General features: G+C 60.1%; 21 protein-coding genes and 1 CRISPR repeat array. Of the genes, 6 read left to right on the top strand and 15 right to left on the bottom strand.

What is annotated here, in order from left to right; all coding sequences use genetic code 11:
- Nucleotides 1–194 precede the first annotated feature (194 nt).
- The 3 genes from ntrC to glnA form a co-directional block, all read right to left on the bottom strand.
- The gene (ntrC, locus tag GH657_RS10795; protein WP_153100762.1) at nucleotides 195–1,703 is read right to left on the bottom strand and encodes a nitrogen regulation protein NR(I); all 1,509 of its coding nucleotides are present in this window, start codon (nucleotides 1,701–1,703) and stop codon (nucleotides 195–197) included.
- 81 nt (nucleotides 1,704–1,784) lie between these two features.
- Complete coding sequence (gene glnL, locus GH657_RS10800) at nucleotides 1,785–2,948, bottom strand: nitrogen regulation protein NR(II) (protein ID WP_153100763.1); 1,164 nt, start codon at nucleotides 2,946–2,948, stop codon at nucleotides 1,785–1,787.
- Between the two features lie 231 nt (nucleotides 2,949–3,179).
- Nucleotides 3,180–4,595 carry a type I glutamate--ammonia ligase gene (glnA, locus tag GH657_RS10805; protein WP_153100764.1) on the bottom strand — a complete coding sequence of 472 codons (1,416 nt, stop codon included), beginning with the start codon at nucleotides 4,593–4,595 and terminating at the stop codon, nucleotides 3,180–3,182.
- Between the two features lie 367 nt (nucleotides 4,596–4,962).
- Between glnA and GH657_RS10810 the strand changes: the two genes are divergently transcribed.
- Nucleotides 4,963–5,427 (top strand): rhodanese-like domain-containing protein, encoded by a 465-nt coding sequence (locus GH657_RS10810; RefSeq protein WP_153100765.1) that lies wholly within the window; start codon nucleotides 4,963–4,965, stop codon nucleotides 5,425–5,427.
- 56 nt (nucleotides 5,428–5,483) lie between these two features.
- Here GH657_RS10810 and GH657_RS10815 read toward each other — a convergent pair whose 3' ends face one another.
- The 5 genes from GH657_RS10815 to hrpA form a co-directional block, all read right to left on the bottom strand.
- Nucleotides 5,484–6,287, bottom strand: coding sequence for a competence/damage-inducible protein A (locus tag GH657_RS10815; protein ID WP_153100766.1), 804 nt, complete (start codon nucleotides 6,285–6,287; stop codon nucleotides 5,484–5,486).
- 22 nt (nucleotides 6,288–6,309) lie between these two features.
- A complete protein-coding gene (locus tag GH657_RS10820) occupies nucleotides 6,310–7,149 on the bottom strand; it encodes an EI24 domain-containing protein (protein ID WP_153100767.1) in 840 nt (279 codons plus the stop codon).
- Between the two features lie 219 nt (nucleotides 7,150–7,368).
- Nucleotides 7,369–8,367 (bottom strand): sterol desaturase family protein, encoded by a 999-nt coding sequence (locus tag GH657_RS10825; protein ID WP_153100768.1) that lies wholly within the window; start codon nucleotides 8,365–8,367, stop codon nucleotides 7,369–7,371.
- Nucleotides 8,368–8,402: 35 nt separating this feature from the next.
- On the bottom strand, nucleotides 8,403–9,416 hold the full coding sequence (locus GH657_RS10830; protein ID WP_153100769.1) for a YVTN family beta-propeller repeat protein: 1,014 nt from the start codon (nucleotides 9,414–9,416) through the stop codon (nucleotides 8,403–8,405).
- Nucleotides 9,417–9,544: 128 nt separating this feature from the next.
- Nucleotides 9,545–13,759 (bottom strand): ATP-dependent RNA helicase HrpA, encoded by a 4,215-nt coding sequence (gene hrpA / locus GH657_RS10835; RefSeq protein WP_425495740.1) that lies wholly within the window; start codon nucleotides 13,757–13,759, stop codon nucleotides 9,545–9,547.
- Here hrpA and argA point away from each other — a divergent pair.
- The 3 genes from argA to proP all read left to right on the top strand — a co-directional run bounded on the left by argA (nucleotide 13,758) and on the right by proP (nucleotide 17,614).
- Nucleotides 13,758–15,137 carry an amino-acid N-acetyltransferase gene (gene argA, locus GH657_RS10840; RefSeq protein WP_153100771.1) on the top strand — a complete coding sequence of 460 codons (1,380 nt, stop codon included), beginning with the start codon at nucleotides 13,758–13,760 and terminating at the stop codon, nucleotides 15,135–15,137. The genes hrpA and argA overlap by 2 nt on opposite strands.
- Before the next feature lie 77 nt (nucleotides 15,138–15,214).
- Nucleotides 15,215–15,487: an oxidative damage protection protein gene (locus GH657_RS10845; protein WP_153100772.1), complete on the top strand. Its 273-nt coding sequence runs from the start codon at nucleotides 15,215–15,217 to the stop codon at nucleotides 15,485–15,487.
- A gap of 654 nt (nucleotides 15,488–16,141) precedes the next feature.
- Nucleotides 16,142–17,614 carry a glycine betaine/L-proline transporter ProP gene (gene proP / locus GH657_RS10850; RefSeq protein ID WP_153100773.1) on the top strand — a complete coding sequence of 491 codons (1,473 nt, stop codon included), beginning with the start codon at nucleotides 16,142–16,144 and terminating at the stop codon, nucleotides 17,612–17,614.
- Nucleotides 17,615–17,722: 108 nt separating this feature from the next.
- Here the strand turns inward: proP and GH657_RS10855 are convergent, their stop codons facing one another.
- The 4 genes from GH657_RS10855 to cueR all read right to left on the bottom strand — a co-directional run bounded on the left by GH657_RS10855 (nucleotide 17,723) and on the right by cueR (nucleotide 19,950).
- Nucleotides 17,723–18,304 carry a TMEM175 family protein gene (locus tag GH657_RS10855; RefSeq protein WP_153100774.1) on the bottom strand — a complete coding sequence of 194 codons (582 nt, stop codon included), beginning with the start codon at nucleotides 18,302–18,304 and terminating at the stop codon, nucleotides 17,723–17,725.
- Between the two features lie 175 nt (nucleotides 18,305–18,479).
- The gene (locus GH657_RS10860; protein WP_246174054.1) at nucleotides 18,480–18,809 is read right to left on the bottom strand and encodes a hypothetical protein; all 330 of its coding nucleotides are present in this window, start codon (nucleotides 18,807–18,809) and stop codon (nucleotides 18,480–18,482) included.
- A gap of 289 nt (nucleotides 18,810–19,098) precedes the next feature.
- Nucleotides 19,099–19,245: a DUF3563 family protein gene (locus GH657_RS10865; protein WP_153100776.1), complete on the bottom strand. Its 147-nt coding sequence runs from the start codon at nucleotides 19,243–19,245 to the stop codon at nucleotides 19,099–19,101.
- 270 nt (nucleotides 19,246–19,515) lie between these two features.
- On the bottom strand, nucleotides 19,516–19,950 hold the full coding sequence (cueR, locus tag GH657_RS10870) for a Cu(I)-responsive transcriptional regulator (protein WP_153100777.1): 435 nt from the start codon (nucleotides 19,948–19,950) through the stop codon (nucleotides 19,516–19,518).
- A 157-nt stretch (nucleotides 19,951–20,107) separates the two neighbouring features.
- On the opposite strand from cueR, the gene GH657_RS10875 reads away from it, so the two are divergent.
- Both GH657_RS10875 and GH657_RS10880 read left to right on the top strand, forming a co-directional pair.
- Nucleotides 20,108–20,320 (top strand): heavy-metal-associated domain-containing protein, encoded by a 213-nt coding sequence (locus GH657_RS10875; RefSeq protein WP_153100778.1) that lies wholly within the window; start codon nucleotides 20,108–20,110, stop codon nucleotides 20,318–20,320.
- Entirely contained in the window at nucleotides 20,317–21,291 is a 975-nt protein-coding gene (locus tag GH657_RS10880; protein WP_153100779.1) for a dTDP-4-dehydrorhamnose reductase family protein, read from the top strand. Before GH657_RS10875 ends, GH657_RS10880 begins: the two co-directional genes overlap by 4 nt.
- Nucleotides 21,292–21,338: 47 nt before the next feature.
- Here GH657_RS10880 and GH657_RS10885 read toward each other — a convergent pair whose 3' ends face one another.
- The 3 genes from GH657_RS10885 to cas1 form a co-directional block, all read right to left on the bottom strand.
- Nucleotides 21,339–23,351 (bottom strand): BCCT family transporter, encoded by a 2,013-nt coding sequence (locus GH657_RS10885; RefSeq protein WP_174769979.1) that lies wholly within the window; start codon nucleotides 23,349–23,351, stop codon nucleotides 21,339–21,341.
- Between the two features lie 553 nt (nucleotides 23,352–23,904).
- Nucleotides 23,905–24,600: direct repeats of the CRISPR family, unit length 36 nt; unit sequence GTTGTAGCTCCCTCTCTCACCCCGGAAGCCTACAAT.
- A gap of 60 nt (nucleotides 24,601–24,660) precedes the next feature.
- Nucleotides 24,661–24,993, bottom strand: coding sequence for a CRISPR-associated endonuclease Cas2 (gene cas2 / locus GH657_RS10890; RefSeq protein ID WP_153100781.1), 333 nt, complete (start codon nucleotides 24,991–24,993; stop codon nucleotides 24,661–24,663).
- A 2-nt stretch (nucleotides 24,994–24,995) separates the two neighbouring features.
- Nucleotides 24,996–25,907: a type II CRISPR-associated endonuclease Cas1 gene (cas1, locus tag GH657_RS10895; protein WP_174769933.1), complete on the bottom strand. Its 912-nt coding sequence runs from the start codon at nucleotides 25,905–25,907 to the stop codon at nucleotides 24,996–24,998.
- Nucleotides 25,908–25,913 lie beyond the last annotated feature (6 nt).

Here is a 25,913-nt window from a genome sequence, read left to right on the forward strand (position 1 = left end):
TTGAATCGTGTGCTGTTGCATCTCCAACCTCGTTGTGCCGAATAAATTTTCTTTTACGGACGCGCCAGCCTGGCCTCGCGTGCACACGCCGTTTTGAGTTCGAGGCTAATTATATGAGGTCGATCCATGCCCCAGCTCGGGGGCCGATGAGCACAACTGAAATACGGGCTCCGGCGAGCCCCATGCCCCGTCTCTCAGGGCTCGAGATCCAGCTCCTGAATCTTGCGCGTGATCGTATTGCGGCCGATGCCGAGCCGCTCCGCCGCTTCGACCTTGCGCCCACGGGTGAAATCGAGCGCCTCGCGGATGATCGCCGCCTCGAAGCGCCGCGAGAGCGCATCCATCACGCCCTCGCCGTTTTCCCGCAAAAGCCGCGCGACTTCGCTGCGCAAGCCGCTCTCCCAGCCGTTGTCGGCCATGCCCCTGGCCTGCGCGGCAACGATCGCGGACGCGGGCTGCGCTGCGCCCCCGGTGCCCTGCTCAGCGGCAGGAAACCCCTGACCCGCATCCAGCATTGGGCCCGCATTCATCTCGAACACACCCAGTTGCCCGGGTAGCAGGTCCGGCGGCAAATCCTTGACTTCGATGGTTTGCGCGGGCGCCATCACGGTCAGCCAGTTCGCCAGATTCTCCAGTTGACGCACATTGCCCGGAAACGGCAGCGAAGCGAGATGCGCCAGCGCTGCTGCGGAGACGCGCTTGGGCTCGACGCCCAGATCGCGCGCGCTTTTTTGCAGAAAATGGCGCATCAGCAAAGGGATATCCTCGCTGCGCTCACGCAAGGCGGGCAAGCGCAGCCGGATCACATTCAAACGGTGAAACAGGTCTTCGCGGAATAGCCCCTGGCGCACACGCGCATCGAGATTCTGATGCGTCGCGGCAATCACCCGGACGTTGGCACGCACCGGCTGATGTCCGCCGACACGATAAAACTGCCCGTCCGATAGCACCCGCAACAAGCGCGTTTGCAAATCGAAGGGCATGTCGCCGATTTCATCGAGAAAGAGCGTGCCGTTCTCGGCCTGCTCGAACCGTCCCAGACGTTGTGCCTGGGCGCCCGTGAACGCCCCGCGTTCATGGCCGAACAGCTCGGATTCGAGAAGATCCTTAGGAATGGCCGCCGTATTGAGCGCGATGAAGGGGCCGCTCGCGCGTGGGCTATGACGGTGCAGCGCCCGCGCCACCAGCTCCTTGCCGGTGCCCGATTCGCCCGTCACCAGCACGGTCGCCACCGAATGCGAGAGCCGCCCAATCGCGCGGAACATATCCTGCATCGCGCTCGCCTGCCCTAGCATTTCGGGGGTATCGGCCATGCGCTCGGCGGCAACCGGCGCGCCGCGCAGGCTTTCATCGACAGCACGGCGGATCAGCTCCACGGCGCGATCGACGTCGAAGGGCTTCGCCAGATATTCGAACGCGCCGCCCTGAAATGCCGACACCGCGCTATCCAGATCCGAAAACGCCGTCATGATGATGACGGGCAGCCCCGGCACCTGCTCGCGCACGGCTTGCAGCAGTTCCAGCCCCGAGCCGCCTGGCATGCGGATATCGGAAACCAGCACCTGGGGACGGTCATGCTCCAGCGCGGCTAACGCCTCGCGGATATTGGCAAAACTGCGGCTCGGCAGGTTGCCACGCGCCAGTGCCTTCTCCAGCACCCAGCGAATTGATTCATCGTCATCGACTATCCAGATCGGCTTCATATAAGTGGCTCGGGAAAATAAAAGGCCAGCGAGGCCTTCATCACGTCAATCGCCTCAATCACGTCAATCGCCTCCATCGCATCAATCCGCGAACGGCAACAGAATCTGAAACTCGGTATGACCTGGCCGGCTTTCGACTTCGATCAGGCCATCGTGTTGCTGGACGAAGGTCTGTGCCAGCGTCAGCCCCAGGCCACTGCCCTCTTCACGGCCCGATACCAGCGGGAAAAAAATCCGCTCGCGGATGTCCTCGGCAATGCCGGGGCCGTTATCGATCACTCGCAAATCCAGTGCCAGTTTGCGCAACCGCCGGGCGATCGTGACCTTGCGCGCGATGCGCGTGCGCAGTTCAATGCGCGCGGTGCCCTGCCCGATCTGTTCGCGCAGCGCCTCGGCGGCGTTGCGCACAATATTGAGCAAGGCCGCAATGAGCTGCTCCTTGTCGCCGCGCAACTCGGGCACGCTCACGTCGTAATCACGCCCGATCGTCAGCCCTTGCGGAAACTCCGCGAGAATCACCGCGCGCACCCGCTCGCACACTTCATGAATGTTCACATCACCGACGATATGCGGATGACGGTGCGGCTCAAGCAAACGGTCCACCAGGGTCTGCAAACGGTCGGCCTCTTTAATCACGACCTGGGTGTACTCGCGCAGCGCCCCGCGCTCGCGCGCATCCAGTTCGAATTCGAGCAACTGCGCGGCCCCGCGAATCCCACCCAGCGGGTTTTTGATCTCATGCGCCAAGTTGCGGATCAGTTGTTTGTTGACGGCCGTCAGATCGTGAATGCGCGCTTCGCGGTCCGTGCGCAAATGCCGCTCGTTCTCGAACAGCTCCAGCAGCACGTAGTCAGGCGCGCTTTCAAGAAACCCGATGACCGCATGCACCGGCAACGGTTCGTGCCCGGGGCGCTCTAGCACCGCGTCGAGATGTGTCGCCTGAAACCGGTGCCCGGCAATCGCCGCGATCATGGCGATCAGTTCATCGGCGTTACTAAAGAGATCGGACCAGGCCAGATGGGCCAGTTGCCGCCGCGACAGCTCCAGCAGCGATTCCGCGGACGGGTTGGCGAACGCCACGCGCAACGTGTGTTTTTCCAGCACCAGCACCACCGTCGGGAATGCCTCGAAGCCCGGCAGCAAACCGGATTCGGCCAGCGCCAGATCGTTCGTGAGCGGCTCGGGCTGGCCACTTTTGCTGTGTTCCAGATTTTTTAGCGCCGCCTTGCGCGTCGGAAGATCCATGGCTTCATTGCTCCCTATCGCGTCCTGCCAGGTATCGCAGGCCAACATCGGCAGGCCAACATCGGCAGGCCAACATCGCAGGCCAACGAAAAAGGGACGGCACCGCCGTCCCTCCTTGCTGTTACGCCATTCATGTCATCTGCCACGGCAGGACAGACACTGCGCTGCCCGCCCTGCGAGAAATAACACCGGCATTGGCATCGACATCGACATCGACATCGACCTTGCCGCTTACAGCGAGTAGTACATCTCGAACTCGATCGGATGCGTCGTCATGCGGAAGCGTTGCAATTCGCCGCCCTTGAGCTCCAGATACGCGTCCAGCATCGAATCGGTGAATACCCCGCCACGTGTGAGGAATTCACGGTCCTTATCGAGCGCGTCGAGCGCCTGGTCGAGCCCAGCGCAAACCGTCGGAATGCGTGCGTCTTCTTCAGGCGGCAGGTCGTACAGGTTTTTGTCGGCGGCTTCGCCCGGGTGGATCCTGTTTTGCACGCCGTCGAGGCCCGCCATCATCAGCGCGGAGAAACACAGGTACGGGTTGGCCATCGGGTCCGGGAAGCGGGTTTCGATGCGGCGACCCTTCGGGTTCGAGACATGCGGAATGCGGATCGAGGCCGAGCGGTTACGCGCCGAATACGCCAGCTTGACCGGCGCTTCGAAGTGCGGCACCAGACGCTTGTACGAGTTCGTCGTCGGGTTCGTGATCGCGTTCAGGGCATGGGCGTGCTTGATGATGCCGCCGATGTAAAACAGCGCGAATTCCGACAGGCCTGCATAGCCGTTGCCCGCGAACAGGTTCTGGCCATCCTTCCAGATCGACTGGTGCACGTGCATGCCCGAACCGTTGTCACCCACGATGGGCTTGGGCATGAACGTCGCGGTTTTGCCATAGGTATGGGCAACGTTATGGATGATGTATTTCATTTGCTGGGTCCAGTCGGCGCGCTGTACCAGCGTCGAAAAGCGCGTGCCGATCTCGTTCTGGCCCTGGCCTGCGACTTCATGGTGATGCACTTCGACGGGAATGCCGATCTGTTCGAGCAGCAGGCACATCTCCGAGCGGATGTCCTGAAACGCATCGACGGGCGCGACCGGAAAATAACCGCCCTTGGCGCCGGGACGGTGGCCCGTATTGCCGCCTTCGAATTCCTTGCCCGACGACCACGGCGCTTCTTCCGAACCGATCTTGACAAAGCAGCCGGACATATCCGTATTCCACTGCACCGAATCGAAAATAAAGAATTCAGGTTCAGGACCAAAGAAGGCCGTGTCACCCAGGCCCGTGCTTTTCAGATAGGCCTCGGCGCGCTTGGCCAGCGAGCGCGGATCGCGCTCATACCCTTTGCCATCGGCGGGTTCGACCACATCGCACGTCAGCACGAGTGTCGCTTCTTCGTAAAACGGGTCGAGAAAAGCCGTATCCGGGTCCGGCACCAGCAGCATGTCCGAAGCTTCGATGCCCTTCCAGCCGGCAATCGAGGAGCCGTCGAAGGCATGGCCGCTTTCGAACTTGTCGTCGTCGAAGGCCGATACCGGCACCGAAACGTGCTGTTCTTTACCGCGTGTATCGGTGAAACGGAAGTCGACAAATTTGACGTCTTCGTCCTTGACGAGCTGCATGACGTCAGCCACGGATTTACTCATAACCTTTTCTCCTGATTAACGAATTCGGAATTCGGCGGATGGGCCGCCGCTTCAAGCGGGCTTAAAGCACCGGAGCACCCTGGCAGCGAGGCCTGGCAACATGCGGTGAACCGGTCACGTGGAACTATTAAGCATCATCCGTGCCATGCAGCTCGATCCGAGCGCCACATGGCAGGCATGACGCGCGCTTGCACCAGCATCGTGCAAACCAGAAGATGCCGTTGATCCCGCTCATGGTTTTGGTGCGCGGGGAGCATTTTGCACCGATATGGCACATCTGACGCGCTCAACATGCTGGCCATGCCAAAATTCTTCGTCGCGGGCAGCGCGCTAGAATGCCGTTTTGCCGTTACAGGAGGCAAGCGCCATGAGTACGCTCGAACAGCTCTATGCAGAGGCCGGCAAGCGCCGCGCCAGCAACCAGTTGCCCTATGCGGGGGCGCTCTCGCCGGCTGAGGCTTTCGAGCTCTTGCAGCTCGATCCCGAGGCGCGGCTGGTCGATGTGCGCACCCGCGCCGAACTGGACTGGGTGGGACGTCCGGTTGTTGGCGACGGGCAATATCTTCATCTCGAATGGATCCGCTACCCCGGTGGCGCACCCAATGAGGCATTCATCGGACAATTATGCGAGGCGCTCACGCCAGATACCCCGCTGCTGCTGCTGTGCCGCAGCGCGGCGCGCTCGAAGCTGGCGGCGGTGGCGGCCAGCCAGGCGGGATTCAGCCGGGCGTTTGATTTGCTCGAAGGGTTCGAAGGCGACAAGGATAGCCAGGGGCATCGCAAGACCGTTTCGGGATGGTGCTTTCGCGGCTTGCCCTGGATTGGCGCCTGAAACAGGCAAGGCGCGACGGATCAGGCCAGCGCGCCAGAGCGCCTTGAGTTAGGGCTCTAGGGCTCGACAATATCGCCGCCTAGCAGATACACCCCCTCGCGCAGCTTGACGAACGCCGCTGCCACGGCCTCCGGCTCGCCCTTGACGCCGAGGTCGATATGCCGCCGGGCGTAAATCCCGCCACGCTCTGCATCGCCCACGCTGGGCAGGCTGAAAACCCGCACGCCAGCGAAATCGCGCTCGATTTGTTCCATCAGCGGCGTGAGCGTCGATTCGGGCAATTCGAACACCAGCAATGATTTCTCCGTGTGCGGCGTGGCGTGATGCAGATGCGCGTAACGCGTATCCAGCACCCACTCGATCATCGGCCAGGCCATCACGGGAAACCCCGGCACGAAATGATGATCGGCCAGCGAAAAGCCAGGAATCCGGTTATAGCCGTTCGGAATAATCGACGCGCCACGCGGAAACGTGCCCATGTTGAGCCGGTGCAGGCTTTCAGGCGAAGCGAAATCGATGGGCGTGGCGGCATCTGCCGGATGCATGTCGACGATCCGCTGACGGATCAGCTCCGCCGCTTCCGGATGCAATTCAAGCGGCACACCCAGCGCCGCCGCCGCGCATTGCCGCGTGTGATCGTCCGGCGTCGCGCCGATGCCGCCGGTTGAAAACACGATATCGCCCGAAGCCAGCGTGCGTTGCAGCGTCGCCGTGATACGGGCGGGATCGTCGCCGATATATTCCGCCCAGGCCAGCGACAGCCCTCTGGCCTGTAACAGTTCGATGATTTTCGGCAGATGCTTGTCACGGCGCCTGCCCGACAGGATTTCGTCGCCGATGATGATGGCCCCGACTGCCATGGCTACCTCGCAAAATGCAAATTCAGAAATGACGTTCCGGCAAACGCCTGAACTGGGGCTCCTGCCCCGCCTCAGCACGCATACGCGCTAATGCACTCAGACAGTAATCGCCAAACCAGAGCGCCGAGAACACGAGAATCAACGCATAAACCCACATCATCGCCACCGTGATGAACGGAAACAGCGCGATCAGCCAGATCGACGACACCCAGAGCAGCGACGGCAGCGTCCCCAACAGCCCGCTGACGATGCCGATCAGCAGCAACGGCCAGCGATAGCGCCGCACCAGCGCACGGCGCTCCTCCTGGCTGGCATGCAGGGCCAGCGCGTCATACGTCATCACGCGATAGGTCAGCCAGCCCCACAACAGCGGTGGAATCACCGCGAAAAAGGGTGGCACGAGCCATAACGGCAGCGTGATCGCAAGCAGCACGGCACAGACCAGCGTGGTCCAGAGCGCATGGGCAAGACCGCCGTACCAGGTGCCCCCGTGCCGCATCTCGAGCCCGGCAAAACGGCGTACCGCCAGATAGCGGACCACGCCCGGCATCGACAGCGTGGCGATCAGCAGTAGCACCGTGAGAACAATCAGCGGGATCGCCAGGATCATCACGAGAAACGGCGCGATCACCGAATGCAACGAGGCAAACCCAAACCAGTCGAGCAGGCCGTACAGATTGCCTGTCAACGCGCCGCCGTCGAGCCAGAAACGCACCGCGCCGGCAAGCCGCTGCCATGACAGCCAGAACACCCCACCCCACAGGATCGCGGCCACGACAAACGGCAAAAACGTGAGCCACAGCATGCGCGGATGAAATACAGCCAGAAGCGCACGCCCAAACGAGCGCAATAGATCGTTCATGCGAGCGGAGAGCCGAAAAAAGAAGGGGGACAGAGACAGGGACAGAGGCGGGAACAGGACAAGCGGGCGGAAGAAACAGCAGAAAACGCGGCAAAAACCGTCAAGCGAACAGTCAAACGCACAGTCAAACGAACCGTCAAACGCAAGGATGCCGTCAGACAGTCATCATCAGGCGCGCCGCCCGGCAAGCCGGAGCGGCGCGTGAGAACCCCGGCGTGATCAGACGGCAGACGCATCGTTGTCCACGCGGCGGCGCCTGAACGCCAGCCGCTCGCCGATGCGCTTGAACGCCAGCCCGTGCTGGGCCCAGAAGCCCTCGCCATAATGCCGGCCTTCGAGCTGATCGGAGATGCCGGTCGGTTCAAGCTCGCGGCTAAAGGATGCGCTGCGAAACAGCATGTCCCACCACGGGAACAGCACGCCAAAATTGCAACCGTATTTCAGGCCCTCATGGCCATAACCGATGGCATGGTGACGCCGGTGAAACGTCGGGCTGACCAGCAAGCGCTCGCCCAGCCAGCCGTAATACAGCCGGATATTGGCGTGCTGCACGCTTTGCGCGAGATTGGTGATGGCGGTCAGCACGACAAACTGCCCTGGTGAGACGCCAATCACGAGCGCAATCGCGGCAAAAAACGACGCTTGCAGCAAAGTGTCGAGTATGTGATTGCGGTCATCGGACCAGAGCGACATCTGGCGCTGGCTATGATGCACGGCGTGCAGCTCCCACCAGACGCCAATCCGGTGCTGCCAGCGGTGATACCAGTAACCGGCGAAATCCAGCACCAGCAGATACATCACGAAGGTGACCAGCGGCTGGGTGGTCACACCGGGCCAGAGATTATCGAACTCGATGTTGGCGATGCCGTGCAGGCGCAGCCAGCCTTGCAGTTCGTCAAACCAGGGCTGAAGCGCGAAGAAGAAAAACAGGTTCAGAATGCCGAGCTTGGCAATCCATGTGTAGATCACGTCCACCCGCACCGCTTTGCGGTTGTCCCACTGTTCAACCGGACGCAATGCTTCCAGCGGCCGCAGCAGCGCATACATCACCAGCACTTCGAGCACGCCGACCAGGACCCAGTACAGGCTGTCGTAAGTGTCTTCGTCGTAGACCATCAGGTCGAAGTGGAACAGCAACGGCTGCACCACTTCGATGTATAGCCACGTCTGCACCGTCGAAATAAAACCGTCTATCGAAGAAAAAATCAGGTGAAACATAATGCGTGCCGCCTCCGCTTCAGCATATCGGGCCGTCAGGCGCCATTCGGCGCAGTCACCGGCGCACGATCGAAAAAGTAAATGCCGTGTGGCGAGCGCCCCACCGCAATGGTCTGAATCAGCTTGCGGGTAGTCAAATCAATAATGCCGACCCGTTTGGCAAAGCGGAACGTCACCCACAAATAGCGTTTGTCGGCGGTCAGTTCCATATCGTCGGGGCCTGGCAGCAAGCCGGTGATATTGCCGACATTGGTCAGCGTGTCTTCGTCGATGATGCTGATGGTGCTGGCGACGCGATTACTGACGGCCACATGGCGGCCATCGGCCAGCGAGCGGAAATTGTGCGCGCCCTTGCCCGTGGGGATGGTTTTGATGATTTTCTGGTTACGCCAATCCACCACCGCGACGTAATCCGCCCCCGTCATGCCGACCAGCAGATACTTTTCGCCCGGCGTCATCCAGAGCCCGGCGGGCGCCTTGCCCAGCTTCATCTTCCATTTCACTTTTTGCGTGGGCAGATCCACTGCGGCGAGCTCGCCGGAAACCTGCAGCGTGACAAAAACCGTCTTGCTATCGCTCGTGAATGCCAGATGGCTGGGCATCGTGGCCAGCGGCAGGCGTGCGGCGAGCGTCGGGTTATGGCCGTCGTAGTGATAAATATCGATACGGTCGAGGCGCAAGCCCGCGGTCACGAGCCATTTGCGATCGGGCGAGAAGCCCAGTTGATAAGGATCTTCGATGTTTTCGAGCCAGCGCTGCACTTTGCCCGTTTTAGGATCGACGAACATCAGGTTGTCCGACACCGAGTTAGCGACGATCAGCGACGTGTTGTCGGGCGTCACCATCAAGTGATGCGGCTCCTTGCCGGTGGGCACCGTGCCGACGACTTCGCGCCTGGCCTGGTCGATCAGGCTGAGCGTGGCCTCACCGGAATTGAGCACAATCACGTTGTCCGCGTGAGCAAGCGGCGCCCCAAAACCCGCCGCGGCGCTCAATACCGCACTCGCCGCGAACGTGCGAGCAAAAGTTGAGAAAAAAGAAATACGCATAAAAACCTATATCGGAAAACGATCGTTATTGTAGAACGTTTGCCTTGCTGGACGGTTGACGCCAGTCTGGTTTCGGCTTCACACGAACGGGCGGCCCAGCGCCAAAAGCGGCAAAACCCGGCGTGAGGTCAGCGTTGCATGGATTCCCACACTTTCTGCAAGCGCTTCACTGAAACCGGCATCGGCGTGCGCAGTTCCTGGGCAAACAGCGAAATCCGCAATTCCTCCAGCAACCAGCGAAACTCCACCAGACGTGCATCCGGCACCCCACCGCGCAGTGCCAAGGCGCGCTGATAGTGCTGCCACAGCGGCTGGAACTCGGCCAACTGGCGCGCATCGCGCGCCGGATCGGCTTTCAGCTTGTCGATACGCAGCGCAATCCCCTTCAGATAACGCGGGAAATGCGTGAGTTGCAGATACGGCGTATCAATCACGAAGCGCTTGCCGATCAGCGCATCCAGCTGGTTTTGCATGTCCGCGTGGGCGCTTGCGTAGGGTTTGGCCTGCATCAGCTTTTTACCCGCCGTCGCGTATTCAGTGAGAATCTGCCCCGCCAGCCGGGCGATTTCCTGGGCCAGCAAGGTCAGACGGCTGCGTCCTTCGTCGCGGCGCTGGTGAAAGCTGGCGTCATCGTCAGGCAACGGCGTTTGTAGGCAGGCCCGGTCCAGCGCCGTATCGACCAGCTGCTCGCGCAGCGCCTCTTGCGTGCCGCGCGGCATGAACTGCAGCGCCATCTCGCGCAATCCGGGCAAGTTCTTTTCCAGATAGCGGATCGGCTCTTTCAGTTGCAACGCGAACAGCCGCCGCAACCCTGCACGATGAATCCGGGCCGCTTCATCCGGCGAATCGAACACCTCGACATCGCAATGCGTGCCCCGGTCCACCAGCGCCGGATAGCCAAAGAGCGTTTGTCCGCCCCGGCGAATTTCGAGGAGCTCCGGCAACTTGCCGAAATTCCATGTCGTGAGATTTTCGTACAGCGCGGTGGAGGATGCCGCCGCTGCCGCCTGAGTTGCACCGGCGGCACCTGGCGCCGTGGCGAACGCTTTAGACGGGTGCCGCTTGCGCCCCGCCGCCTCCGCATCCGCCGCCTCCGGCACCCCCGCTGACGCCGAGCCCAGCGCGAGCGTGGCGCTGGCCAGCGCCACACCTGCCGCACCGCTCGCTATTTTCTGGAAATGCTGCTGCGCCTGGCCGCCCAGCTCAGCGCGCAATTGCGCCAGGTTGCGGCCCATCGCCAGTTGCCGGCCATGCTCGTCTTGCACCTTGAAATTCATGAAAAGATGCGCAGGCAGCGTCTCCAGCTTGAAATCGGTCACTTTCAGCACGACCTGGGTTTGCTCGCGCACATCGGCGATCAAGGTCTCGATCAGGCCGCCCGCGCCAAAACGCGCGCCGCTCATCCGTTGTGCAAAGCCCGTTGCATAGTCGGGCAAGGGCACGCAATGGCGCCGCAGTTTTTGCGGCAGCGATTTCAGCAGCAATTGCGCCTTTTCCTTCAGCATGCCGGTCACGAGCCATTCGCAACGCCGCGTATTGACCTGGTTGAGCGCAAAGAGCGGCACCGCCAGCGTAACGCCATCGCGCGGCGTGCCGGGCTCGAAGTGATAGGTCAGCGCCATCTCGACGCCCGCCATCGTCATGCGCTTCGGAAAGAGATCGGTGGTCACGCCCGCGGCTTCATGCCGCATCAGATCGTCGCGCGACAGGTACAGCAACCGCGTTTGCCCCTCCGGCTGGCCGCTTTTGCCCGCTTCGTCCCGGTACCAGCGCTCGAACGACGCGCCGGTGTAAATCCCCGGCGCAATCGCCTGATCGTAGAAGGCAAAAATCAGCTCGTCATCCACCAGCACATCCTGGCGCCGCGATTTGTGCTCAAGCTGTTCGATGTCGGCCAGCAATTTGCGGTTATGGGCGAAAAACGGCAGTTTTGTCTCGAATTCGCCCTCCACGAGTGCGCCGCGGATGAACAGCTCGCGCGCCCGCGCGGGGTCCTGGCGGCCAAAACTCACGCGCCGCCGGTGATAAACCGGCAGGCCGTAAAGCACCGCCCGCTCATAAGCGCTGACCTGTGCGGCACGCTTTTCCCAGTGCGGTTCAGACAGCGATTTTTTCAGCAGATGCGCGCCGACGCGCTCGATCCATTCCGGCTCGATTTTGGCGAGGCCGCGCGCGTACAGTCGGCTGGTTTCGACCAGTTCCGCCGCCATCACCCAGCGCCCCGCTTTTTTCACCAGCGTCGAGCCGGGCCAGAGATAAAACTTGATGCCGCGTGCACCCAGGTAATAGGGCTCGTCATCGGCTTTCAGGCCGATGTTGCCCAGCAGGCCTGTGAGCAAAGACAGATGAATCTGTTCGAAGGTCGCTTCGGCCTCGTTCAGCCGCCAGCCGTGCTCGCGCACCACGGTCAGCAATTGCGCGTGCACATCGCGCCATTCGCGCAGGCGCAACTGGGACAGAAACTGCGCGCGGCATGCCTCACCCAGTTGCCGGTTCGATTTTTTGTGGGCGATGGCCTCTTCGAACCATGTCCAGATCTTCAGCCATGGCAAAAACTCCGAGCGCTCGTCGGCGAAACGGCGATGCGCCTGGTCTGCCTGCTCTTGGGCTTCGCTCGGCCGGTCGCGCGGATCTTGCACCGAGAGCGCGCTCGCAATGATCAGCACCTCGCGTAACGCGTGCTGCTCACGCGCCGCCAGAATCATCCGGCCCACCCGGGGATCGAGCGGCAAGCGCGCCAGCTCACGCCCAAGCGGCGTCAACGCATTGCTGTCATCGACCGCGCCCAGCTCGTTGAGCAACTGGTAGCCATCCGCGATGGCGCGGCCGGGGGGCGGCTCGATAAAGGGAAAGGTTTCGATTGCGCTCAAATGCAACGATTTCATCCGCAAAATCACCGCCGCCAGCGACGAGCGCATGATTTCCGGATCGGCGAAGCGCGCGCGCGCCTGAAAGTCGCTCTCTTCGTACAGGCGAATGCACACGCCATCCGCGACCCGGCCGCAGCGGCCCGCGCGCTGGTTCGCCGCCGCCTGGGCAATCGGCTCGACCTGCAACTGTTCGACCTTGTTGCGATACGAATAGCGCTTGACGCGCGCCAGCCCGGTATCCACCACATAGCGGATACCGGGCACGGTCAGCGAGGTTTCAGCCACGTTGGTGGCCAGCACGATGCGGCGAGCGTTGGAGGCACGGAACACGCGCTCCTGCTCCGCCGCCGACAGACGCGCGAACAGCGGCAGGATTTCGGTATGCGGCGGATGGTGCTTGCGCAAGGCTTCGGCCGCATCGCGGATTTCGCGCTCGCCGGGCAAGAACACCAGCACGTCGCCAGGCCCCACGCGGCAGAGTTCGTCGACAGCGTCGACGATCGCGTCCATCAGGTCGCGGTCCTTGCCTGAAGCGGCCCGCTGTGGCCGGGCCCGCTCGCGCGCGGCCGTGGCGCTGCCTTCCGCAGCTTTCACGGCGGGACTGTCTTCGACCACCGGGCGGTAGCGGATTTCCACGGGATACAGCCGTCCGCTCACCTCGATCACCGGCGCGGGCGTGCCGCCCTGGCTGAAATGGCGGGCAAAGCGCTCGGCGTCGATCGTCGCCGACGTCACGATCAGCTTCAGATCAGGGCGTTTGGGCAAAATTTCGCGCAGATAGCCCAGCAGAAAATCGATGTTGAGACTGCGCTCATGAGCCTCGTCGATGATCAGCGTGTCATAGGCACGCAGCAGCGGATCGGTCTGGGTTTCGGCCAGCAGGATGCCATCCGTCATCAGCTTCACCGAAGCCCCCGGCGCCAGGTTATCGGTAAACCGCACCTTGTAGCCGACCACCTCGCCAAACGGCGTGCCCAGTTCTTCGGCGATACGCCGCCCGGTCGCTGACGCCGCGATCCGGCGCGGCTGGGTGTGGCCGATCAGGCCGGTGCCTCCGGCACCCAGCCCGCGTCCAAGCGCGAGGCAGATTTTCGGCAATTGCGTCGTTTTGCCTGAACCGGTTTCACCGCACACGATGACCACCTGATGCTGCGTGATCGCCCGGGCGATCTCATCGCGGCGGCCCGAGACGGGCAGCGCTTCAGGAAAGGTGACCGGTGGCACCGGGTTGGGCGTGACCTGACGCGCCGCCGCTCGCGCGCCGCGCGGCGCGCGGGTGTTGCTTGCGGGTGGCGTCTGGCGGGATTTGACGGGGGCCTGGGGAGAGGAAGCCGCAGAAGCGGCGACGGAAGCGGAAGGGGCAGACGCGCGGCGGACGGGCTTGCGCTGTCGGGCCTCGGACGGCAAATCAGGGCGCGCCGGAGCGGGGCTTTTGGGTACATTCGACATGGGCCGCATTATAATCCGGGCCATGAATTCCCCAACCGACATCCCTCCCCCCTCCGCCAGCGCGCCAGCCGCGCCTGGCGTGGCGGAAACCGGCCTGCCACACGCCCAGTTCGTTGACTGGATGCGTTCGGTTGCACCGTACATCCATGCCTTTCGCAACAAGACATTCGTCGTCGGTTTTGGCGGCGAAGTCGTGCATCAGGGCCTGCTCAACGCGCTCGTGTCCGACATCGCGCTATTGCAGGCCATGGGCATCCAGATCGTGCTGGTTCACGGCTCGCGGCCCCAGGTCGAAGAACAGATGAGCCTGCATGGCGTCGAATCCGAGTTTTCTCATGGCATGCGCATCACGGATGCCCGCGCGCTCGAATCCGCCAAGGAGGCCGCAGGCGAAGTCCGTCTCGACATCGAAGCCGCCATCAGCCAGGGCTTGCCCAATACGCCGATGGCGCATGCGCACATCAGCGTGGTGTCGGGCAACTTCGTCACGGCGCGGCCGGTCGGCATTCTGGATGGCGTCGACTTCGCCCATACGGGCCTTGTCCGCAAGATCGATGCGGATTCGATCCGTCATTCGCTAGCCAGCCGCAAGCTGGTGCTGCTTTCGCCCCTCGGCTTCTCGCCCACCGGCGAAGCCTTCAACCTGGCCATGGAAGACGTCGCCTCGGCCGCCGCCATCGCGCTGCGCGCCGACAAGATCGTGTTTCTGACCGAAACCCCCGGGCTCATGGACGAAGCGGGTGAGCTCGTCCGCGAACTCTCGCTCGACGACGCCTACCGGCTGCACGAAAGCGGCGAGGTGCAAGGCGATGCAGGCTTTTATCTGAAGCATTCGATTCGTGCCTGCCGCGGCGGCGTGGCACGGGCGCATATCGTGCCTTACGCGCTGGATGGCAGCCTGTTGCTCGAGCTGTTTTTGCACGACGGCGTGGGCACGATGATTTCCTATGAAAACCTCGAAAGCCTGCGCGAAGCCACGCCTGACGACGTCGGCGGCATCCTGACACTGATCGAGCCGCTCGAAACCGATGGCACGCTGGTACGGCGCGGGCGTCACCAGATCGAGCGCGACATCGATCATTTCTCGGTCATCGAGCACGATGGCGTGCTGTTCGGCTGCGCGGCGCTCTATCCCTATCCGCAAGAGCGCATCGGCGAAATGGCATGCCTCACGGTCGCCCCCGAAGCCCAGGGCTCCGGCGATGGCGAGCGGCTGCTCAAGCGCATCGAACAGCGTGCCCGCGCTCGTGGCCTGACACGCATTTTCGTGCTGACCACACGCACCGAGCACTGGTTTTTGAAGCGCGGCTTCGTCAAGGTGACGGTCGACGACCTTCCTGAAGACCGGCGCCGGCTCTATAACTGGCAACGCAAATCGCTGGTTCTGATGAAGCATCTCTGAAGCGCATTTTTCAAGGTTGCGCCGGATTTCAAAGCGCCAGCCCCCACACTGATCACAAGAAACAGGAGAAGCACAACATGGCTCGTATGGTTCAATGCGCGAAACTTGGCAAGGAAGCGGAAGGCCTTGATTTCCCACCGCTGCCGGGCGAACTCGGTAAGCGCATTTACGAAAGCGTCTCGAAAGAAGCGTGGCAGGCGTGGCTGAAACAGCAAACGATGCTCATCAACGAAAACCGGCTCAATATGGCCGACGCCCGGGCACGCCAGTATCTGCTCAAGCAAACCGAAAAATTCTTCTTCGGTGAAGGCGCGGATCAGGCCACAGGCTTTGTGCCGCCACCGGGCTAAATGACGTACACCCAACTCGTCCCCCGCCAATCCGCGCCGCGTGCGCGGATTTTTTATGGTCTGGCCAGCCGGATGACGGACGCTTTTTTTGAAGCGTGAGCGGCGTTGCATTTCCTGAGCCAGGCAGCTTATCCGGTCATCATCAATTTTTGACAATTGCGCGTAAAGGCCTGTGGCAAAAGCATTTGCGCCCCGCTGGCTGGCGCGTTGGCGGGTTTTGGGTTTGCATAATCCTCTGTCATCGTGCTATCATGTTCGCTCTTCTAACAGTAACCCACTTCATTTTCAATTTTGAAACCCTAAAACGGGTATGTCCACCTCGCATCGGACACACGTTTTTCAGTTTCAATCTTTCGCGGCACACGGCCCGTCAAACTGATTTTTCAGTGACGCTTCCAGCCGCACCCGCCCGGCTCTTTGCCCCCGTGTCCCGGCCAGGTAAAGACGCCTCCCGGCAACCCTACCCTTCAAGTGCAGTTTCACGGCCAACTGGTACGCAACCGGCGCCGCATGGGACCTGCTTTTCCTCATGCTTGTGGGCCAGTGGCCGCGGCCCCCCCCCGGCGGCACCCCCTTTCCGCTCCCGGAAAACTGCACTTGCCCAGCAACTGCGTGCAATGCCTGACGCATTGTGTCGCCGTCATTGGAGTTTTCATGACCGCTTTCGGCAACGGCTTGTGGCGCCAGCACAAGCAAGACAACAACCTTTCTTCCAGCGACATCACCGTCGTCGATCACAGCCTGCTCAAACGCTCGGTGAGCGCGATGGCGCTGGGCAATGCGATGGAATGGTTCGATTTCGGCGTGTATAGCTACATTGCGGTGACGCTCGGCAAAGTGTTCTTTCCCGCCAGCAGCCCCTCGGCTCAACTGCTAGCCACCTTCGGCACCTTTGCTGCGGCGTTTGTCGTGCGTCCCATCGGCGGCATGGTTTTTGGCCCGCTGGGCGACCGGATCGGCCGCCAGCGCGTGCTCGCCATGACCATGATCATGATGGCACTGGGCACGTTCGCCATTGGCCTGATCCCGAGCTACACCTCGATCGGCATTCTCGCGCCGGTTTTGCTGCTCGTGGCGCGGCTCGTGCAAGGCTTTTCGACCGGTGGCGAATATGGCGGCGCGGCCACCTTCATCGCTGAATTCTCGACCGACCGGCGGCGGGGTTTCATGGGCAGCTTTCTTGAGTTCGGCACGCTGATTGGCTATGTGCTGGGCGCAGGCACCGTCACCCTGCTCACTGCGCTGCTCTCGCAGGAAGCCCTGCTGTCATGGGGCTGGCGTATACCGTTCCTGATCGCGGGCCCGCTAGGGCTGGTCGGGCTATATATCCGCATGAAGCTCGAAGAAACGCCCGCCTTCAAAAAACAGGCTGAGGCGCGCGAAGCCGAAGACAAGGCCCGGCCCCAGCCCTCGTTTATCCAGTTGCTCGTCCAGCAATGGAAACCGCTTCTCATCTGCATCGGCCTCGTGCTGATTTTCAATGTGACTGATTACATGGCGCTGTCGTATCTGCCCAGCTATCTGTCGGCCACGCTGCATTTCAACGAAACCCACGGCCTCTTTCTGGTGTTGCTGGTCATGCTGCTCATGATGCCCATGACCCTGCTGGCAGGACGGCTCTCGGATACGGTTGGACGCAAGCCCGTCATGCTCGTGGGCTGCATCGGTCTTTTTATCCTGTCGATCCCCGCACTCCTGCTGATCCGCACAGGCACGATGCTTCCGGTGTTCTGCGGCTTGCTGATCATCGGCGTGCTGCTCTCGTGCTTTACCGGTGTGATGCCTTCCGCGCTGCCCGCCCTGTTCCCGACGCGCATCCGTTACGGTGCGCTGGCGATTGGCTTCAATATTTCGGTATCGCTGTTCGGCGGCACGACCCCTCTCATCACGGCGTGGCTCGTGGATTTCAGCGGCAACCTGATGATGCCCGCGTATTACCTGATGGGCGCTTCGCTGATCGGGGCCGTGGCGGTGCTGGCCTTGACCGAAACCGCTCGCCAGCCCTTGCTGGGCTCGGCCCCCTCGGTCGCCACGCAGGCTGAAGCGCATGCCATTTTGCGCGAGGACGCGGCAAACCTCGAGGCCGATGAGGTGTGTTATGCCCCGGAGGCCGTGGCGCGGGCTTAACGCCCCATCAACCCCATCAACCCCATCAGCCATCAATCCAGCGCAGCGTCATGGCGCGCTGGGCCATGCGCCTGGGCCCACGCGCGATTAGCCTTCATCATTCATGAATCATGATTCAGCGCTCAGCACGCGCTCAATCCTCCGGTCCGGTATGAGCCACATCGCCGCGGTCAGCGTATAGAGCAGTGCCGAAACCCATGGCGCGACAAACGCCAGCGCAACGCCCGCGAGATAGAGACCGACCGACATCTTGCCTTTCACGTCCCGCCCCATGGCCCGGGCAAGGGTTGAGTCAGCGCCGTGATGGCGCATCAGGACGTGCGTCAGAATGAAATAGGCTATGGCAGCCATAAAAAGCACCATGCCATACATCGCACCAGGCCATGCCGACAAGGGGCTTTCCCCAATCCAGTGCGTCACCGCGGGCAACAGCGAGAGCCAGAAAAGCAAATGCAGGTTGGCCCATAAAATGGCGCCATTCACCTTCTGCACGGCATGGAACATAGGGTGATGGTTGCTCCAGTAAATGCCGACGTAGATGAAACTCAGCACATATGCGCAAAAAACCGGCAAAAGCGGGCGCAAGGCGGCCAGACTCGCGCCTTCCGGGACTCGCAACTCAAGCACCATGATCGTGATGATGATGGCGATTACGCCATCGCTAAACGCTTCGATACGTCCTTTGCCCATCGCTTAATCCCCTTCCCGCCATTTATGAGATAAGGCATATGGCAACGGATTATGGCGATCTGCACAAAACTTGTCGATTTAATGAGCCGTATTGCACATGGCACAGGCATTTCGGAAAGATGCGAAAAGGGTCTCGCGGGTCTGGTGAACCGCATTAGCGCAAACCCCAAGGGGCTCACGGCAGCGGTGGTGTGGGCATAGGCTGCGGATGAGGACGGGGTGGATGAGGCGGATGAGGTGGATAGGGTACGGGGCGGCCAACCGGGTACTCGATATAAGGCGCCACGATGAGCGGTGGAGTATTCGATGGTGCCAGTTCAGCCGGGGCCGCCATCGGTTGCGGCGCAACGATCGGGGCTCGCAATAAGGGCGCTGTTTGCAGCATCAACCCATTTTCCCCATCCTGGATGCCTTGCTGCGAGTCCAGCACCTTGGGCGGCCGCGCGCCGCCCTGCCCTGTCCCCGCCGCAGTGGCACTCGCAGTCACCCATGCCAAAAGCAACATAACGGGAAGCCGGGTTCGTATCGAACGAAGTATTCGCATAGCAGGCAACATAGGGAATCCGGTGACAAATCAGGCCAATGAATCCAATGAAACGAACGGCCTAAGAGCGCTTAAGCGCTTTACCTTAACGGTGTAAAAAAATTCAGGCTAGCGTGAAGCGCGCTCGATACAGGCAAAAAATCATAAAGCGTCGTTCAGATACGGCAAAGCCCCGATGTACGGGGCTTTGGATCCAGAGCTGCGGCTCAGGTGCTGCTCAGATGCCGCTCACACAGGCGAAAACGAATGCTTACAGCGAGTAGCCGTTCGTTTCGAGAGAGCGGATACGCTGTTCAAGCTGAACGATATCCGTTGATGACGCCAGATAGGCTTCGCGGCGGTTGCGCTCAGCACGTTCAAACCAGTTACTCAAGTTTTCAAGAAAATAAGCAAACATAATGTTCTCCAAGGATTCGACCTATCCCCGGCGGCTGAAAAATCAGGGATTACCCTAAAACGGGTTAACCCGGATTATAGACATCTAACGGAGTTTGGCTAGGGGGCATGCACTGTCAACAGGCATCAAGCCCCCTCCACGAGCATCAAAATGCAAATTCAACCCTTTGATTTTATTGATTATTAGTAAGATTCAAAAATATCCGGATATTTTTTGCACCCTGCTGGTGCACGCTTGTGGGCAAATCCCAACAATCGTCTGCGGCTCCGTTTATTCGCTGGACCGGGCGCCATGATGGGCGCCGCCTGGCAACCCGGCCCGATCCGCCAGGCCATCGATGATCGAACACTCCGCCCCCTCATCGCCATGACACTGTCGCGCCAGTTGCACCAGGTTATCGCGCATCACCGTCAGCTCGGCAATGCGCAGATCGAGGTCGGCAATTTGTTCAAGCGCGATCCGCTTGACCTCCGCACTGGACCTCGAACCATCCCGCCAAAGCATCAGCAACTGGCGAATATCGTCGACCAGAAACCCAAGCCGCCTCGCGCGCCGGATAAAACACAAGGCCTCCACTTCCGCTTTGCCATAAATCCGGTACCCCGACGACGTCCGTGCCTTTGCGGCAAGCAGGCCAACGCTTTCGTAATAGCGAATCATCTTCGCCGTGACGCCCGACAGGCGCGCCGCTTCTCCGATATTCATCAGCACTTTCTCCTATCAATCACCTTTTTTATTGATTTCCCTTTCCGCACGGTGCGCACGGTGCGCACGGCGCCTACGCCCTCGCCTATCCTGCTGCTCAGGTGCATGCAGGAAGGCATAATTCAACTCCCCCTCTTGATCTTTAACAGGAAAACACATGAACCTCGCATTCAAAGTGGAAGGCATGAGCTGCCAGCATTGCGTTGCGGCCGTCACGCGTGCCGTGCAGGCCCTGGACGCCACGGCACGCGTCGAGATCGATCTGGCTGCCGGACGGGTCGCCATCGAATCAGCCCAACCCGCTGCAACACTTCAGCACGCCATCGAGGAAGCCGGTTATACCGTCACGGCCGCACCGCGCAATCCATGATTCGAAAGACCACATCCCGCTTCAAGGTCGCCGTGATTGGCGCGTCGGGCCTGCTGGGACGCGCCGTGACGGCTGAACTGGGGCGACAGCGCAGCTGGCAAACCATTGCGACCTGCTTGCGCCGGGCCGCGCCCGGTCACATCACACTCGACATCCGCGATGCGGCAGCACTCACCCAGTTCGTCGAACACGAAGCCCCCGATGCCCTGGTCATTCTGGCCGCGGAACGCCGCCCCGACGTATGCGAGCACAACCCCGCACTCGCCTCGGCGCTCAACGTTGAAGCCGTGCGCACCCTCGCCACAGCCGCGCGGCGAACAGGCACCTGGGTGCTCTCTATTTCGACGGATTACGTCTTCGATGGCACGAACCCGCCGTATCGCTGCACGGACTTGCCCGCCCCTCTCAATGCCTACGGCCGCAGCAAGCTCCAGGGTGAACAGGCATTGACGGAAACCACGCCACTCGGATGCGTGCTCCGGCTCCCCCTGCTTTATGGGCCGATCGACGACTGGCAGGAATCCGCCGTCACCAGCCTCGTGCCTCCGCTGATAGCGGCCGCGGCAACCCGCGCGAGCGCGCAACCGCAAGCCGCCGCCATGGATGCATGGGCCATCCGGTATCCCACTTTTACGCCGGATGTCGCCGTCGTCATCCGGCAACTGCTCGAATGCCATGCCAACGGCACGCCGGTTTGCGGCATGACGCAATGGTCGGGCAATGAAGCGATGAGCAAATACGATATGGCCGTGCGGCTGGCCGATGCGTTACAGCTCGATGCACCGATTACCGCCGTGCCCATGCCGCTTGACGCGACACCCCGGCCACGCAATTGCCATCTTGATTCAAGCCGTCTGGAAAACCTGGAAATAGGATGCCGAACACCGTTCGACACGGCAATCCGGCAAGTACTCAGCGCGCATCTGGCCCAGCGTCCAGCGGGAATGACGCTTGACGCCACGGGCCAATAAAAAGCGTTGCACGGCTTCTGAAGTGTCCCTGGGAAGCCGCTTCATTCTCAATCGGGAGCCGCTTTCCGCGCCTCCGTATGTCCCGGCGCACGGCTCAACAAATGCGTGCGCTGATCCGCGTTGAGCGACAGGTAGCGCTCATACTGGCGCAGGATATCGGCGATGACTTCTTCCTGACGCAAATACTGGATGTCGTAGCCTTCCCGGCCATCCTCGAAGAAAGTCACCGGTTCATGGATATGCCCCTGGGCCTCCGGGTCAGCCGCATTGCGAACCAGAAACGCAGGCAACGTTTTGCGCACCGGACGCACCCCATAAACAAAATCACGCAAGCCATCGTGCGGCACGATCAAACGCATTGAGCCGTCGTTTTCATCCTGATGAATCACCGCGTCAGCGCCTGTCCCGCGCAATTCGGCCGCCACGTCCTGAAAGGCGGGCAACACCGTTTCGCGCAAGAATTGACGCACCTGGGGCTCGGTCGTCTGATGCACCATCTGCTCCAGACGCCGCCGCCAATGCCGTCCGCTCCAGAAATTCGTCGAAGGCGCGAGATCCTGCGAATAATGCGCCCGGTCGGCCCTCAAGCCTTGCCACAGCCCATAACACAGCGCCAGCATGATGAGGGCAACGGGCAACGCCGCCACCAGCGTCACCGCCTGCAAGGCTTTCAAGCCGCCCGCCGCCAGCAGGATCGTCGCCGTCGCGCCCAGCACCGCCGCCCAGAACAAGCGCTGCCAGAGCGGCGAGTTCACCGCCCCGCGCGATGCAATGGTGTCGATCACAAACGCCCCTGAATCCGCCGACGTCACAAAAAAGACCGCGATCAGTACGATGGCCAACCACGACAACAGCTTCGTCAGCGGGAAATATTCGAAGAAATGAAACAGCAGCGCATCGACGTTGGTCGCCGTTTGCGCCAGCCCTCCCAGTGCCACGTGCGTATCCAGCCAGATTGCGCTATTACCAAATGCCGTCATCCAGAGCAGATTGAACGCCGTCGGCACCAGCAACACACCCACGACAAACTGACGAATCGTGCGCCCCCGCGAAATACGCGCGATAAACATGCCGACAAACGGCGACCAGGAAATCCACCACGCCCAGTAGAGAATCGTCCAGTTGCCAAACCAGTTGGCCTCACGCGCTGGCTCATAGGCAAAGGTATGCAACGACAGGGCAACCGCGCTCGATAAATAGTTGCCGATGTTTTCGCTCAGTGCCTGAAACAAAAACACTGTAGGGCCCGTAACGATCACAAACGCCAGCAGCAAGAATGCGAGCGTGAGATTGATTTCACTCAGACGCCGCACGCCCCGGTCAAGCCCCGTAGCCGCCGAAAGACCCGCCAGCACCACAACAGCCAGCACCAGCGCCGTGCGGAACCAGTCAGAATCGGTATTCCAGCCCCCCACCTGATGCAGGCCCGCGCTCAACTGAAGCACGCCATAGCCCAGCGTCGTGGCAATCCCGGCGATGGTTGCGACAAGCGCAAAAGCATCGACGGTGTGACCCCAAACCCCATTGATCCGGTGCCGCAATAACGGGTAGAGCCCCGAACGCATGGTGAGCGGCAAGTTGTAGCGAAAGCCGAAATACGCTAGCACCAGCCCCATCACGCCATACACGGCCCATGCATGAAAACCCCAGTGGAAAAACGTCGTGAGCATCGCTTCACGGGCTGCCGCAGGCGTGCTGCCCGCAACGGTGGGCGGCTTCAGATAATGTTGCATCGGCTCGCCCACGCCGAAATACATCAGGCCAATACCCATGCCTGCCGCGAACAGCATCGCACTCCAGGAAATAAAGCTGAACTCGGGCTTGGCGTCATCCGGACCGAGACGAATATCACCGAAGCGGCTTGCCGCCACCACGATGAGAAAAACAAGGAAAACCGTAACGGCCAGGGAATAAAACCAGTCGAAATGATGGCTGACCCACCGTTGCCCCTGAGAGAAAAGATCATCGGCCTCCTGAGGCCAGACTGCGCACAACAGCAGCAAGACACCCACGGCTAGCAATGATGGGATGACGACGGGAGCGGACAGCGTCGTGACGATTCGGGTGAAACGGGATGGCGAAACGTTCTGTTCAGACACGGCAGGTTTCTCCTTTTATCTTTTGCCCTTTTCCGTGAAAGAGCAGCACAGGCAGCCGGCACTCGCTGTCCGCTTCAACGCCTGTTACTGGCCGCAGTCTGTAGTGGTCTGCAGCAGGTTGGCAAGGCGCGGCGCCTATCGCCCGCCGACACCGGCGCCGGGTATTGGCATGCATGCCGAATGCCGTAATTTAGCCGCTCCGCTCAAGAAGGCATACAAAAATTACGGCGATACTTAAATAGAGATAGGGAGGCTAGCGGATTGGCGTATGGGGACCGCAGAAAATAAAGCGTCGGGCATGCGCCGTGTCGCTCAGACAGCCAGCAACCAGCCGTATGTTTTATGTGTGCTTGTGATGGCTTTTTATGCTTGTGATGGCTTTTTATGATGGGATCCTCGATGCGTTTTTTGAACGTTTGGGGGCATCGTCGAGCCTCATCAATGGTTTTTTTGGGACGCCTTTTTCCATCCCGGACGCTTACAATGAACGGTCATAAAGACGGTGCCGTTCGCAGTTGTAGCTCCCTCTCTCACCCCGGAAGCTTACAATCCGGGGCTTCGTTTCTTCATGATGTTTCGCGTTATAGATTTCTCTCTCACCCCGGAAGCCTGCAATGGCGCGGCATCACTAAATGATGGCTTCCCGGTTGTAGCTCCCTCTCTCACCTCGGAAGCCTACAATCCTGCGATTTCGCAGACGGCAACGACGGCAGTTGTAGCTCCCTCTCTCACCCCGGAAGCCTACAATGCACTGCGCAATACGATGCGCCTGTTTCAAGTTGTAGCTCCCTCTCTCACCCCGGAAGCCTACAATCATATCGAGTCAGGCCCGCATCGTCACAAAGTTGTAGCTCCCTCTCTCACCCCGGAAGCCTACAATTTGACCAGCAGAGGGGCGTTGTCGACTACCGTTGTAGCTCCCTCTCTCACCCCGGAAGCCTACAATGATGAGACACGCGCATTCGCCGGAATATGTGTTGTAGCTCCCTCTCTCACCCCGGAAGCCTACAATAAGACCTTGATGGCCTGCATGGCTTTATCGGTTGTAGCTCCCTCTCTCACCCCGGAAGCCTACAATCAAAAGTTCAAGCTTACGTCGAAGAAGAGTGTTGTAGCTCCCTCTCTCACCCCGGAAGCCTACAATCAAAAGTTCAAGCTTACGTCGAAGAAGAGTGTTGTAGCTCCCTCTCTCACCCCGGAAGCCTACAATATCCCCGCCGGAATCCCCTGCCAGCATAGCTTTGCAAGGAATTCCGACGCTTTTTTTCCTTCAAAAAAGCAGCATCTGGTTGGCATTGACCTTCTTTTCCTGAAAACTTTGCAACCCGACCAGCAACTTCATATTGGCAAACTGCTTCTCGCTAACCTGAAGACAGCGTATCGAGCCCTCTTTTGGAAGATTGTTGGCGAGACGTTTCATGTGCTTTTCCGCATCATCGAAACCATTCACCATTCGCCCGTAAACCGACCACTGGATCATGTCGTAACCGTCCTGAATCAGAAACCGACGGAAAATAGTATATGTCCGACGTTTTTCCCGAGTCGTAACTGGCAAGTCAAAGAAAACAAGTAGACGCATATATCGACGAGTAATTTGGCTCATGATCACAAATCGTCATGAACTGAAACATCAAACAGCGGCAAAACCAGGCTTTCAATCCGGGTACCATTCAATACGATACCCGAAAGACTTGACACCGTTGCATCCACTGCAGCCATTAATGTGCAGCGCCCTTCTTCTGCACGATGACTTGAAATCCTGATATCCTGGTGCAGTACCTTAACAAGCCTGGCTTTGTCAGCTGGCGCCAGTTCGCGTTCAGGCTCATCCGGATAATGGTGCAACACAACAGCATCTACAAAAGGCCGGTACGGTTCAATCAAGTCATCCGCGAGATTAAAAGCGTTCTGTTCGTTATGGTGAAAAATTCCGAATGCCGGTAAAAATCCATAACTCGTCAGCGATCTGGCAATTGCAGCGCGAATCACTGCATAACCATAATTTAATGCCGCATTATAAAAACAACTTTGTCCTCGATTAAAATTAGCATGAAAAATATGTCGAAAATAAACTTGTGCAGCTTGCGCTTCATGGTTATCCGGATCACCCGAACGTAACGTCCTGGCCAATTTAAACAAGCGCTGTCCAGATTCATCTCGCCCCACAATCTTTAGTATGGCTGCCTGATTCATAATTTTCATTTTCACAATATGTCGCCACAGACATTTCCGCGTCGGCAGGCCAATAGCCAATTGTGCGGTCATCACTTTTAATGCCCGGCTATGCGGCAAGTACGACAGCAGCACACCATTAGGCAAATGAGCCGCGTCGACGGTCAAGACAGCCACGCAGGCTTCGGCGCAAGCCGCAAGAAGTGGAGCAGTCAGACTGATCTGAGGATGATCCAGTATCAGAACATTAATGTCTTCGAGCATCACTCTCGCGCTTTGCCCTGCTTGCCGAATGCCAATGGCACCATTGTCCAGCGTCAGCGCGGCTGGATTAGCAATAACCACACTGCG

Origin of the sequence: Paraburkholderia hayleyella (assembly GCF_009455685.1) — a bacterium.
Lineage (GTDB): Bacteria > Pseudomonadota > Gammaproteobacteria > Burkholderiales > Burkholderiaceae > Paraburkholderia > Paraburkholderia hayleyella.